The sequence below is a fragment of the Vibrio sp. 99-70-13A1 genome (assembly GCF_013114625.1).
GTDB lineage: Bacteria > Pseudomonadota > Gammaproteobacteria > Enterobacterales > Vibrionaceae > Vibrio.
This window is the reverse complement of record NZ_VTXD01000009.1, coordinates 29,355-43,167: the sequence shown is the minus strand read 5'-3', so window position 1 is coordinate 43,167 and position 13,813 is coordinate 29,355. Positions and strand designations below refer to the sequence as shown.

At 41.0% G+C, this 13,813-nt stretch carries 10 protein-coding genes and 1 other annotated feature; of the genes, 8 read left to right on the top strand and 2 right to left on the bottom strand.

The genetic code is table 11. From position 1 onward, the window contains the following. Positions 1-230: 230 nt before the first annotated feature. The 4 genes from F0226_RS08375 to F0226_RS08360 all read left to right on the top strand — a co-directional run bounded on the left by F0226_RS08375 (position 231) and on the right by F0226_RS08360 (position 6,021). Positions 231-1,193, top strand: coding sequence for a TIGR01212 family radical SAM protein (locus F0226_RS08375; protein WP_171735224.1), 963 nt, complete (start codon positions 231-233; stop codon positions 1,191-1,193). A 43-nt stretch (positions 1,194-1,236) separates the two neighbouring features. Beyond that, positions 1,237-2,988 (top strand): diguanylate cyclase, encoded by a 1,752-nt coding sequence (locus tag F0226_RS08370; RefSeq protein WP_171735223.1) that lies wholly within the window; start codon positions 1,237-1,239, stop codon positions 2,986-2,988. Positions 2,989-3,128: 140 nt separating this feature from the next. Continuing rightward, positions 3,129-5,576, top strand: a complete 2,448-nt coding sequence (arcB, locus tag F0226_RS08365) for an aerobic respiration two-component sensor histidine kinase ArcB (RefSeq protein ID WP_171735222.1) — start codon at positions 3,129-3,131, stop codon at positions 5,574-5,576. A 4-nt stretch (positions 5,577-5,580) separates the two neighbouring features. Then, positions 5,581-6,021, top strand: a complete 441-nt coding sequence (locus F0226_RS08360) for a hypothetical protein (RefSeq protein WP_171735221.1) — start codon at positions 5,581-5,583, stop codon at positions 6,019-6,021. A gap of 160 nt (positions 6,022-6,181) precedes the next feature. Here F0226_RS08360 and arcA read toward each other — a convergent pair whose 3' ends face one another. After that, complete coding sequence (arcA, locus tag F0226_RS08355) at positions 6,182-6,898, bottom strand: two-component system response regulator ArcA (protein ID WP_171735220.1); 717 nt, start codon at positions 6,896-6,898, stop codon at positions 6,182-6,184. 577 nt (positions 6,899-7,475) lie between these two features. On the opposite strand from arcA, the gene F0226_RS08350 reads away from it, so the two are divergent. Further along, a complete protein-coding gene (locus F0226_RS08350; RefSeq protein ID WP_171735219.1) occupies positions 7,476-7,958 on the top strand; it encodes a putative 4-hydroxy-4-methyl-2-oxoglutarate aldolase in 483 nt (160 codons plus the stop codon). Positions 7,959-8,040: 82 nt separating this feature from the next. Here the strand turns inward: F0226_RS08350 and F0226_RS08345 are convergent, their stop codons facing one another. Next, a complete protein-coding gene (locus F0226_RS08345) occupies positions 8,041-8,496 on the bottom strand; it encodes a ribonuclease regulator (protein ID WP_171735218.1) in 456 nt (151 codons plus the stop codon). A 310-nt stretch (positions 8,497-8,806) separates the two neighbouring features. After that, positions 8,807-8,925 (top strand) — a sequence feature (Thr leader region). 30 nt (positions 8,926-8,955) lie between these two features. Here F0226_RS08345 and thrA point away from each other — a divergent pair. Genes thrA through thrC form a run of 3 tightly spaced genes read left to right on the top strand, consistent with a single transcriptional unit; the run spans position 8,956 to position 13,669 of the window. After that, a complete protein-coding gene (thrA, locus tag F0226_RS08340; protein WP_171735217.1) occupies positions 8,956-11,415 on the top strand; it encodes a bifunctional aspartate kinase/homoserine dehydrogenase I in 2,460 nt (819 codons plus the stop codon). Between the two features lie 17 nt (positions 11,416-11,432). Continuing rightward, complete coding sequence (gene thrB, locus F0226_RS08335) at positions 11,433-12,389, top strand: homoserine kinase (RefSeq protein WP_171735271.1); 957 nt, start codon at positions 11,433-11,435, stop codon at positions 12,387-12,389. Next, complete coding sequence (thrC, locus tag F0226_RS08330) at positions 12,386-13,669, top strand: threonine synthase (protein ID WP_171735216.1); 1,284 nt, start codon at positions 12,386-12,388, stop codon at positions 13,667-13,669. The genes thrB and thrC overlap by 4 nt, the downstream gene beginning before the upstream one ends. The last annotated feature ends 144 nt before the right edge of the window (positions 13,670-13,813 follow it).

Genomic DNA, 13,813 nt, shown 5'->3' with positions numbered 1-13,813 from the left:
CCAACGAAACTTAATATCTGTAGACCATTTTTTTCGTTTCACCATGAATATTATGACTAACAATTGTGCAACATTAGGCAAATAGAGGCTATTTTTTGCATGTTTATTGATATTTGATAGGTTACTCGAAAAAGTGATCCAGTATTGTGCTTGGTTGAATTTTGCAGGGATGTAATTTTTTTTCAAAATCAGATTGATATTCATTCTTATTTATTAGGTACTTTGAAAATATGCAATTACATGAGCTGGTTAATACTATCGGTCAAGACTTACAACGTCGTTATGGCGAAAAAGTTCACAAACTTACTCTGCATGGTGGTTTTAACTGTCCGAATCGAGACGGCACGATAGGAAGAGGCGGCTGCACGTTTTGTAACGTGGCGTCTTTTGCTGATGAAGAGACGCAAGTTCAAAGTATCGCTGCTCAATTAAGCGATAGAGCTGGTGAGATCGCTCGCGCTAAAAAGTACCTAGCTTACTTCCAAGCGTACACAAGTACTTATGCTGAAGTTCAAGTGCTAAAGAATATGTACGAAGAAGCTCTAAAAGCTCCAGAGGCTGATATTGTGGGCTTGTGTGTAGGTACACGACCTGATTGTGTACCTGATTCTGTTCTGGAATTATTATCAGGTTATGTTCAGCAAGGCTACGAAATCTGGTTAGAGCTTGGTCTACAAACTGCCAACGATTTAACACTCAAGCGGATTAACCGCGGGCATGACTTTACCATATATGAACATATTACTCAGCGCGCTCGTGCCTTAGGCATAAAAGTCTGCACGCATTTAATTGTTGGCTTACCAAAAGAAACAAAAGCCGATAATTTAGAAACGCTAAAGAAGGTGCTTGAAGTCGGCACTGATGGTATTAAATTACATGGTCTACATATTGTTGAAGGCAGCACCATGGCGAAAGCATGGAAAGCGGGTAAGTTAGAAGCGCCTACGCTAGAAGAATATGTTGATATTGCATGTGAGATGATTCAAAGCACACCAGCAGAAGTTGTGTTTCATCGCGTATCATCAGCGGCAAGAAGACCCACATTATTGTCACCATTATGGTGCGAGAATCGCTGGTTAGCGATGACTGAAATTGGCAGAGCGTTAGATAAAACAGGCCCTCAAGGCATTAAACTCGCCCAACCCTTTGAATATACTCTGCCAATTTTAACAGCAGATAAAATAGTCAATTAATGATATATTTTATCTATTGAATAGGTCGATGTATTGAGTGTAAATGGAACTGGTAAAGAGTTGGTTGTGGGATAATACGTATGGCTACGGCTTTGATATCGTAATTATTCTGTTATTCATTTTAATTTGTTGGTTTATTTACTCTCGTTACCAAGCTCACTTAGACAATATTCTGTTAGATTCACCTTCTGCAATTTGTTTTATTGATCTGCGTTCTGGAGAAGTGTTGCATGCCAATCGACCTGCTATGCAACTTCTCGGGATCCGTTTGATCGGTATTCACTTCAGATACCCTACGCCAGACAGTCAGCAAAATTTCCAACAATATCTAGCCAGCCATCAGCAATCACAGTCTTTTGAGCAAGTTGCGCTTTGGGCGTCATCAGAGTTTGAGTCATTTAAAGTTAATTTTTCAGGTAGAAAAGTATTTTTCCGAGGGAAGCGAGTGTGGATGATTTACGCTTCTCCACACCAAAATTCCCAAGAAGAACAATCTGAAGAGATTAAAGCACTCAATGTAGCTCGAACGGCTCTCGATTCATTATCTGAGTTGATTTATGTGAAAGATCAAAGCGGTAAGCTAGTCACCAGTAACCGATCATTTAAAAGGTTTTGGCATGGTCGCCCTGAAGAAGGCACATTTAATGTTGCTGGTGGGATGCTTAAAGGGCGAGTCAGTGATCGTTCGTGGACAACTGACCAAGATGGAAAAAGCTGCCTGCTTGAAACCTATCAAAGTGTTTTACTGTCTGAAAGCGGTCAAAACATCGGGGTACTATCGATCAGCCATGATGTAACCGATTGGCATGATATGCAGCAGCAACTGCGTGATGAAATGGAAAAGCGTAAGGATACAGAAGTGGCGTTAGCTCAGCGAGATACCATTCTTCAAAATATCCTAGAATCTAGCCCTGATTCGATTGGTATCTTCAATGAAAATATGGTTTACCAAGCTTGTAATCGACCGTTCGTCCATGCCCTTGGGATATCAGATGTCAACGACCTGATAGGTAAGCGCTTGCAAGATGTTGTTCCTGGCAATCTTTATCTAAGATTGTCTGAAACTGATACTCAAGTGCTTCACCATGGTAAATCCTTACGTTACATCGACAAAGTTCAGTCTAGCGAAGGTAATTACACTTGGTATGATGTGGTGAAGTCTCCCTTTAGAGAACCCGCTTCCGGTACTAATGGTGTACTCATCATGGCTCGTGATATTTCAGAGCGTTATTTGGCAGAGCAAAAATTAGAAGAAGCGAACTTAGAACTCGAGCGTTTAAGTTTTATGGACAGTTTGACTCAAGTGTCTAACCGTCGTCGATTTGATGAACAGTTAACAACACTTTGGCATCATCATATTCGCGAAAATATCCCAATTACTATTATGTTGTGTGATATTGATTTCTTTAAAGGCTACAACGACTTTTATGGGCACCAACAAGGTGATGATGCATTAGTTCAGGTGTCTCAGGCCTTTACGCGAGTGTTAAACCGTTCTTCTGACTGTGTCGCTCGTTATGGCGGCGAAGAATTTGGTTTTATCTTACCTAATACCACCGCGACAGGCGCTCAGTTAGTCGCGCAAAGAATTCATGACGAAATTGAAAAACTAGGTCTTGAACATGACAAGTCTACGGTCTCTAATCTGCTAACCGTGAGTTTAGGCATTGCGTCATTTGTTCCTAGACCAAGTGATGAAATGGAGTCTGGGGTTGCTCTTGCCGACAGCGCACTTTACCAAGCAAAAGCTAATGGTCGAAACCAAACCAGCGTTCACCCTTCGTCAATGTTTTAAGCTTAGGTTTTCTATTGTTAATTTATAGAATTTATCTATTGCTTTAAATGAACAGCACTCTCCTTCATGTGATGTGACAAGCTTACCTACTGACTGTAAACAGGTTAGAATATTGCTAGTCTTATCGCATGGAGCGCTAAATGAAACCCATGAAAAACCTCGCCCAGTACTATGTCGATCTTCTCGTCAAATTGGGAATTGTCCGCTTTTCTATCTTACTTGCTTTAGCTTTAGTCGCTCTTGCCGTAGTGGTCCAAGTTGGAATTACCTTAGCCTTAAAAGGCAATGTTGATGATATCGATATTGTCCGTTCCGTTTTCTTCGGTCTTGTCATTACCCCTTGGGCGGTTTATTTCTTATCAGTTGTTGTTGATCAGTTGGAAGAATCTCGCCAGCGTTTGGCTAAGTTAGTTTCTAAACTTGGTGATATGCGTTCTCGAGATCAAGATTTGAACAATGAACTTCAATTGAATATCGAAAAGCTAAATCAAGAAATCGAAGAACGTAAAAAGGCAGAAGAGGCTCGTGCTGAAGCGATGCACGATCTTGAAAATGAAGTCTTTCAACGTGAACGCACTCAATTAGAGTTAGCGGAACGCACGGCGTTATTACGCTCATTCATTGATGCTTCTCCTGATTTGATTTATTACCGCAATGAAGATGGTGTTTTTTCAGGCTGTAACCGCGCAGTTGAAGAGTTAACAGGAAAGAAAGAGAAAGACCTTGTTGGATTAACCCCTTGGGACGTATACAGCAAGGAAGTGGCGCAACAAGTCGTTGAGACCGATGAGAAAGTGTTTGCCGATAACCAAGCCTTAACTTACGAACAGTGGCTTGAATACCCAGACGGTCGTAAAAATTACTTTGAATTACGTAAAGTGCCATTCTATAGCAAAGAAGGACGTCACTTAGGGTTGGTTGGCTTCGGGCGAGATATTACTGAACGTAAAGAGCACCAAGAATCTTTAGAGAAAGCAAGCCGAGATAAAACCACCTTCATTTCAACGATCAGCCATGAATTAAGAACACCATTAAATGGCATTATTGGCTTAAGCCGAATGTTACTAGATAGTCACTTAACTCAAGAGCAGCGTAAGCACATGCAGACGATTAAAGTCAGTGCTGTGACTCTAGGTAATATCTTTAATGACATTATCGATATGGATAAATTTGATCGTCGTAAATTGGAATTACTGCCTACGCCTGTGAACTTTGAAGACTTTGTCGTAGAAATGGAGAGCATTTCAGGGTTAATGGCTGAACAGAAAGGGCTTAGATTTGATTTGGAGAGGTTGTCTGATCTTCCTCTTGCTATTGAGGTCGATGGTACCCGTTTAAGACAAGTGCTTTGGAACTTAATCAGTAATGCGATGAAGTTCACTAAAGATGGCGGCGTGGTGATGACCGTCAGCGCTGATGTTGAAGATGGCTTTGCCAACATTGTTATGGAAGTTGAAGATACTGGTATTGGTATCCCTGAAGCGGAAGTTGATAAGATATTTGCTATGTATTACCAGGTGAAGTCTGGGGCTGATAACTTACATGCAGTCGGTACTGGTATTGGTTTAGCGGTTTCTAAGCAACTAATTAATATGATGGATGGCGATATTGATGTCACCAGTGAAGAAGGCTTTGGTAGTACGTTTACCGTATCTATTCGTGTTCCTGTCCATAATGATCAAAAAGTATTACTTAAAACACCAAGAAATCAGTCTCAGCTGAATATCTTCATGGTTGAGGATATAGAGCTGAATGTGACGGTTGCTCGTTCTCTACTTGAAAGCTTAGGTCATACTGTAACGGTAGCGATGACAGGAAAAGATGCCCAAATTGAGTTTACTCCAGAAGCATATGATCTAGTGTTATTGGATATCCAACTTCCTGATATGACGGGCTTTGATGTGGCTCAGTACTACCGTGATAAATACCCAGAGTTGCCGCCACTTGTTGCTCTTACTGCTAATGTTTTGAGTGATAAGCAAGAGTATTTCCAAAAGGGAATGGATGAAGCTATCAGCAAGCCTTTATCAGTTAAAGCAATTCAAGACGTAATCGCAGAGCTAGTGGAAGTTGATCCACGCGATATTAAAGATAAGGGGACTCTTGTATCTAAGGGGACAGGATCTCAATTATCCGACACACTTCAAAAAGAAGTCGCCTTAGATAAAGGCACGGATAAGAAAACTGAAGAGAAGAAAGGGAATACTGAATCTTCAATAAAGAACAATATGACTTCAATTGATATCAGTTTACTTGATACCGAGATGCTAGAGTCTTACGTTGATATTGTCGGGTCAAAGCCTGTGTTTGATAGTATAAAAATGTTTGAAGACATGATGCCTGGCTATATGGACATTTTAAATGCTCATATGGCAGCGAAAGAACAAACGAGTATTGTTTCAGAGGCTCATAAAATAAAGGGTGCTGCGGGTTCTATCGGCTTAAAACGAATTCAGCAAACTGCACAAAAAGCTCAGTCACCGAATATGCCAGAGTGGTGGGACAACGTTTCTGGGTGGATTGAAATAATAAATAATGAATATCAAAACGATATTGAAGTTCTCAAAAGTTGGTTAAACCAAAGGTAGAAAAATGAAAAAAATTGCATTGGTATGTGTGCTGGCTTTAGCTGGCTGTTCAACAACACAAGTCGAGTGGCAACAAGATAATCAAATTAAAGTTGCTGAAGCGACAGTAGTGCTGAAAAGTAACTTATGGATAAATAAAATGCCAAGCATTGGTGAAGCACAAGACCAAATGCTACATGGTGCTATTTATCTTCAAGCGACATCTGATTTGCCTGCTGAGTTAACCGTAGAGGGGCTGACAATCAAGCAAGGAGCAGAGACGTGGTTGATTGATGGTAGCGATTTAGAATTAAGAACACACAGTGAAACACAGTGGGAAGTTGCATTTAAGTGGCAGCTAGAGCTAGATGACACACAGCCTGTTAATGTTGCCGTTCAGCTAAAAGATGGCGAAGCCATTAAATGGCTAGTAGAGAATGATGTGAAAGTAGATACAGTTTACTAGAACTCATCCCATAAACTCCTAAGCCTGTACTTATAGATAGACTTTAGAGAAGCGATAGGCTTTAGATAAGCCAGAATGAAAAAAGGAGCCTGAAATACAGGCTCCTTTTTATATGTTCGAAAACCAATTGTTTTCTAAAACTTACTCTCAATAAAGGAGATTAGTCTTCTAGATCACCGCAGAAGCGATAGCCTTCACCGTGAATCGTAGCAATAATCTCTGGAGTACCAGACACTGATTCAAAGTGTTTACGAATACGACGAATCGTTACATCAACAGTGCGGTCATGTGGTTTAAGCTCACGACCTGTCATCTTCTTAAGAAGGTCTGCACGTGTTTGGATTTTCCCTGGGTTTTCACAGAAGTGAAGTAACGCACGGAATTCAGAACGTGGCAGCTTGTAACCTTCGCCATCAGGGCTAACAAGAGAACGGCTATTGATATCAAGTACCCAACCATTGAACTCGTATTTTTCAACGCTGCGTTTTTCTTCCGTTGTAGCACTTGTGCTCATTGAACGGTTCAGCAGGTTGCGCGCACGGATAGTTAATTCGCGAGGGTTAAATGGTTTAGTGATGTAGTCATCAGCACCGATTTCTAGGCCGAGGATCTTATCTACTTCATTATCACGACCAGTTAAGAACATAAGAGCTACGTTTGCTTGCTCTCTTAACTCACGCGCTAATAAAAGACCATTTTTACCAGGAAGGTTAATGTCCATAATAACCAGGTTTACTTGATTGTCAGAAAGCACTTGGTGCATTTCTTCACCATCGCTGGCCTCAAAAACAGCATATCCCTCTGCTTCAAAAATACTCTTAAGAGTGTTACGAGTTACTTGCTCATCTTCAACGATAAGAATCTGCGGGGTTTGCATTTGGCGGTACCTAAATTTGTGACTAAACTGTGCTAATAGAATAAATTCTAGGCAAAAAAATAACATACAGGTAATGTATTTTTGATGATAACTCAAAGTTTTCAAAAAAACACTTACTTCCCGCTATCCGCCTTCCTTGCAGCTTTGCCCAATAACGTATATCCAAGTACGCCAATATCATTCTGTTAGTAATTGAAGCGAATTCTATAATGTTAACAGCATGCTAACAATGCGAGAATGTTAATTCCATTCACTTTGTTGATTTATATCAATTGCTGATTTGCAACAAACGCTAATAGTATGGCTACAAGTTAGGCGGTATGTTAATTGATTAAATAATTAGCGTATTGGAATTTTTATACATAAAGAATTGTAGATGATTTGTAGAGTTTTGTTGGAAAGTCTTGTAACACCTCTCGAAGAAGATGCTTAGATAACGATGAAACACGCAAAAACTCATTTTAATAAATTTTAAAGCCTGCTTTGTAACCAAATGTATTTTATAACTGGTTAACCTGTATAACTAAAAAAGCATAAGGCTATGCTATTTCGCATAGTTTCATCTCATGGAGGATATATGCACGATATAACACCGGATTTGTGTGACCAATTTGAAAGCAAAGTAACTTTACTTCGCCTTCCTACTCAAAATTATGGTCAAAGAGGTGCGTTCTGGGGCGAAATTGTCACAGTTCGTTGCTATCACGATAATTCAAAAGTACGTGAAATGCTCGAAACGGATGGAACTGGAAAAGTATTATTTGTTGATGGAAACGGTTCTTGTCAAAAAGCATTGTTGGGAGATCAGTTAGCGATCCTTGCTATTGAAAATGGCTGGGAAGGGGTGATTGTCAATGGAGCAATTAGAGATGTTGCTATGATGTCTCAGATGGAACTTGGTGTCCAAGCTATTGGTTCTTGCCCATTTAAAACCGAGAAACGCGGTGCAGGTGAGGTGAATGTAACACTCTCGATTTATAATCAACTGATACAGCCGGGTGATTATATTTATGCAGATTGGAATGGGATTTTACTTTCGTCAGAGAAGTTAATTTCTTAGTAAGTCAGCTTGCGATAAATACTTATCTTCATGCTAGAAGCTAGAAGCTAGAAGCTAGAAGCTAGAAGCTAGAAGCTAGAAGCTAGAAGCGAAAACCTAAACCCACTTCAAAACCTTTCTGCCACTCTTCGTAGTCAAGAGTGGCATGGATATCGAGATTATCCGTCACTTGCATTCGGCTAGACACTTCAGCAGTTACTACATTTTCATTTTCATTATTGGTGTTGTAGGTATGAAGCGCACTTTTTACAGAGACTTTTTCTGTTAGTTGATAGCTTACACCGCTTAAAAAGCCATTTTCAGATTTAAGAGAAGAAGTATTAATTCTTGCACCTACATATAAATCTACATTGCTAAAAACATTGTAAGAATAGCCACCGTCAACTTGCCATACATCGAAGTTTTCACTTGAAGCATTTTGGCTTGAAATAAATAGCTTATGTGGGGACTCGAGATCTTGTCCTGGAAGAAGGGGAAGCTGGTTAGCAAGGCAAACCGAGGGCACAGAAAAAATCATAAGAAATAGTATTCTTCTCACTCTCCACTCCTTGGTTCGAAATTATTATTTAAACAGCCTCATAATTAAAGCACACAAATAAAAAGCTAGCTTTAAAATTGACTGAATATCTGATTATTATGTGATATGCATTGTGACTCACTGGTGTGTAGGAGATATGTATCCATGAGCGTCATTTTCGGTTGTTCGGTGTGTTTTTTATTGAAATGAAGCTCAGCTCCTAAAAACTGGCTGAATATAAAAAAAACACAACTTTTGATTGACGGCATGCATGAAAAATTGATACACGTAGAGGTAAGCAAACATAGAGAATTTAATATGCAGCACTCACGCCACCTAGTAATGACCACCACCATTATTATTACCGACATTATTATTGTTGGGGCAGGCTGCTAAGTAACGGATTAACAAGAAAAGGCCTGTATCCAACAAGATACAGGCCTTTTTTTATACCATTTTTTTGATTTTATGGAGAAAGGGATGCGAGTTCTAAAATTTGGAGGTTCATCGTTAGCAGATGCAGATCGTTTTTTACGAGCTGCGGATATCATTGCTAACAATGCTCAACAAGAAGAAGTAGCAGTTGTTTTATCAGCCCCTGGTAAAACAACAAACAAACTGGTTGCAGTTATTGAAGCTGCACTGAATAACGGTGAAGCAGAGCACCAAATTACTGAGCTTGAATCGTCATTTGAGTCTCTGTTTAATGAAATCAAAGCAGTATTGCCGTCTATTGATGGTGCAGCCTTTGAAGAGCAAGTGGAAGTCTCGCTAGCTCAACTTCGCCAATTTGTGCATGGCATCAACCTTTTGGGTATGTGCCCGAATCACGTTAATGCTCGTATCATCAGTAAAGGTGAACGCATCTCTATTCAGCTGATGAAGGCTGCATTAGAGGCAAAAGGGCAGGCTGCGAGCTTAATTGACCCTGTTCAATACCTATTTGCCCAAGGTGATCACCTTGAAGCTATGGTTGATGTTGAGGTTTCTACACAAAACTTCCGTCAATCTCCTCTTCCACAAGGTCACGTTAATATCATGCCTGGTTTTACTGCCGGAAATGAGAAAGGTGAACTAGTTACACTTGGTCGTAATGGTTCTGACTACTCAGCAGCTGTACTTGCCGCTTGTTTACGTGCTGATTGCTGTGAAATTTGGACGGATGTAGATGGCGTTTACAACTGTGACCCTCGTTTAGTTGATGATGCCCGATTACTTAAATCCCTTAGCTATCAAGAAGCAATGGAACTTTCTTATTTCGGTGCGTCGGTTTTACACCCTAAAACAATCGCTCCGATTGCCCAATTCCATATCCCATGCTTGATTAAAAACAGCTTTAACCCTCAAGGTGCAGGCACTTTGATTGGTCAAGATACTGGTGAAGATAACCTAGCGATTAAAGGCATTACGACTCTTAGCGATCTCACTATGGTCAATGTTTCTGGCCCTGGCATGAAAGGTATGGTCGGAATGGCTAGTCGCGTCTTTGGCGCAATGTCTTCTGCAGGCGTTTCGATTGTTCTTATTACTCAGTCTTCTTCTGAATACAGCATTAGCTTTTGTATTGAATCTGCTGATAAAGCCAAAGCTCAACGCGTGCTTTCTGAAACGTTTGAGTTGGAATTAAAAGATAGCCTACTTGAGCCTGTCGAATTCATGGATAACGTTGCTATCGTGACTCTTGTTGGTGATGGCATGCGAACTTCTCGTGGTGTTGCTTCTCAGTTCTTCTCATCACTAGCTGAAGTTAATGTAAACATTGTGGCTATTGCTCAAGGTTCATCTGAGCGCGCAATTTCCGCAGTAATTCCTGAAGATAAAATTTCTGAAGCGATTAAAGCGTGTCACGAGAACCTATTTAACTCGAAACATTTCCTAGATGTATTCGTTGTTGGTATTGGTGGTGTTGGTGGTGAACTTGTTGACCAAATTAAGCGCCAGCAAACTAAGCTAGCTGAGAAAGGCATCGTGATTCGTGTTTGTGGTTTAGCAAACAGTAAAGGTCTACTACTGGATAGTGAAGGTTTACCTCTAGAACAGTGGCGTGACCGCATGTCTAGCGCAACTGAAGAGTTTAGCTTGTCTCGCTTAGTAGCATTAGTGCAGCGAAACCACATCATTAACCCAGTTCTTGTAGATTGTACCTCCAGTGAAACTATTGCCGATCAATATGCTGATTTCTTAGCGGCTGGTTTCCACGTGGTTACACCTAACAAGAAAGCCAACACAGCAAGCATGTCTTATTATCACCAGTTACGTGAAGTGGCGCGTAGCTCTCGTCGTAAATTGATGTATGAAACAACAGTAGGCGCAGGTCTACCTGTTATCGAAAACCTGCAGAACTTAATTGCAGCAGGTGATGAATTAGAGAAATTCAACGGTATCTTATCTGGCTCATTATCTTATATTTTCGGTAAGTTAGATGATGGTATGACGCTAAGCCAAGCAACCAATATCGCAAAAGATAATGGCTTCACTGAACCAGATCCTCGTGATGATCTTTCAGGTATGGATGTTGCGCGTAAACTACTGATTCTTGCTCGCGAAGCTGGTATGGCATTAGAACTTGAAGATGTAGAAGTTGACCAAGCGCTTCCACCAGGTTTTGATGATTCAGGTACTGTTGAAGAGTTCATGGCTCGCTTACCTGAAGCAGATGCTTACTTCCAAGAGCAGTCGGCAATCGCAGCTGAAGAAGGTAAAGTATTACGTTACGTAGGTGAAATTGCCGATGGTAAGTGCAAAGTCCGCATTACAGCTGTTGATGGCGATGACCCAATGTTTAAGATTAAAGACGGTGAAAACGCATTAGCCTTTTACAGTCGTTACTACCAGCCAATTCCACTTGTACTACGTGGTTACGGCGCCGGTACTGAAGTTACTGCTGCGGGTGTATTCTCAGATGTAATGCGTACTCTTGGTTGGAAGTTAGGGGTTTAGTAATGAGTTCAAGTGATATGGATGTGGTGGTTTACGCACCGGCTTCAATCGGTAATGTGAGTGTTGGCTTTGATGTTTTGGGAGCTGCAGTATCACCAATAGATGGCACATTGCTAGGTGATAGAGTACTCGTTAAAGCAGGTGATGAGCCATTCACACTGAAAACGGCGGGCAGTTTTGTTGCGAAACTGCCGACTGAAGCAAAAGATAATATTGTTTATGACTGCTGGGTTGTATTTGCTCGTGAGTTGGCTAAAAAAGGCGTAGAGCTGAAGCCTCTAGAAATGACTCTTGAGAAGAATATGCCGATTGGTTCTGGTTTAGGTTCAAGTGCTTGTTCAATTGTCGCGGCTCTTGATGCGTTGAACCGTTTTCATGCACAGCCATTAAATGAGATGGAACTGCTTGCGCTTATGGGTGAAATGGAAGGCAAAATTTCGGGTGGGATTCACTACGATAATGTAGCCCCATGTTACCTGGGTGGCTTGCAGTTAATGCTGGAAGAGCTAGGCATTATTAGCCAAGAAGTACCATGTTTTGATGAGTGGTATTGGGTAATGGCGTATCCGGGTATTACCGTTTCAACGGCTGAAGCCCGTGAGATCTTGCCTTCTCAATATCGTCGACAAGATGTGATTGCTCATGGTCGTAACCTCGCTGGTTTTATTCATGCTTGTCATTCTGGTCAGCCTGAGCTTGCTGCTAAAATGATCAAAGACGTGATCGCTGAACCGTATCGTGAGAAACTGCTTCCAGGTTTTGCTGATGCTCGTAAATTTGCATTATCAGCAGGAGCGCTTGCTACTGGAATATCAGGAAGCGGTCCGACCTTATTCAGCATTTGCAAAGATAAAGATGTCGCTGAGCGTGTTGCACGCTGGTTAGAACAAAATTACGTACAAAATAAAGAAGGATTCGTTCACGTTTGTCGCTTAGATAAACAAGGTTCGATCGTTACAGGAAGTGAGCTATGAAGCTGTACAATATAAAAGAAAATGATGAACAAGTCTCTTTTGGGCAAGCCGTTCGCCAAGGGCTAGGTCGTAACCAAGGTCTATTTTTTCCATCAGAACTGCCTAAGTTTGATGATATCGACGCGCTTCTTGAAGAAGACCTCGTATCTCGCAGTAGCAAAATTCTATCTGCACTAATTGGTGATGAGCTTCCTGCAGAGCAAGTTAACCAACTGGTTGATGCTGCATTTCAGTTCCCAGCGCCAATCAAACAAGTTAAAGATGGCGTTTACGCTCTGGAGCTTTTCCATGGTCCAACATTAGCGTTTAAAGATTTTGGTGGCCGTTTTATGGCGCAATCTTTAGCTGCTGTGTCTGATGGCGGAAAAATCACTATTTTGACTGCGACATCTGGTGATACCGGTGCTGCTGTTGCCCATGCTTTCTATGGTATGGAAGATATTAATGTCGTGATTCTTTATCCGAATGGAAAAATCAGCCCACTGCAAGAAAAACTGTTTTGTACATTAGGCGGAAACATCCACACCGTTGCTATCGACGGTGACTTTGATGATTGTCAGTCATTAGTAAAACAATCATTTGATGATGCAGAATTACGTAAAGAAATTGGTCTGAATTCAGCTAACTCTATCAATATTAGCCGTTTGATGGCTCAGATTTGCTACTACTTTGAAGCTGCTTCACAGCTGACCAAAGAGCAACGTGAAAACTTAGTTATCTCTGTACCAAGTGGTAACTTTGGTAATTTGACCGCTGGCTTATTAGCAAAAGCGCTTGGCTTGCCAATTAAACGCTTTATTGCTGCTACCAATGAAAATGATACGGTTCCACGTTACCTAGAAACAGGCAAGTGGGATCCTAAACCAACAGTGGCAACTACTTCTAATGCAATGGATGTTAGTCAGCCAAATAACTGGCCTCGTATTGAAGAGCTTTGCCAATTAAAAGGTTGGGGTTTAGATACTCTAGGTAAGGGTAAAGTGTCTGATGAGCAAAGTGCTGAATCTGTACGTGATTTACAAGCGCAAGGTTATTTATGTGAACCTCATGGCGCTATTGCTTACCGACTGTTAGATGAGCAACTTCAAGACGGTGAAACAGGCTTATTCTTATGTACTGCTCACCCAGCTAAATTTAAAGAAGTGGTCGATGATATTTTAGGTACAGATATTGATTTACCTGCGCCTCTTGCTAAGCACGCTGCGATGGATCTGTTATCAGAAAACCTTGCGAATGATTTTGATGCTCTTAAAACGGTTTTACGTCGAGTGCAAAAATAGAATCGTTTGAATTGAATGGCTTTCACGTAGGAAGCCATTAATTCTGGTTACCTCTTTTAGTTAGAGGTCGGAAATAGATAGATAAAGAAACGGCGCTCAGTGAGCGCCGTTTTTGTATTTGGTCTTGAGCTATTGCTTAAGAGG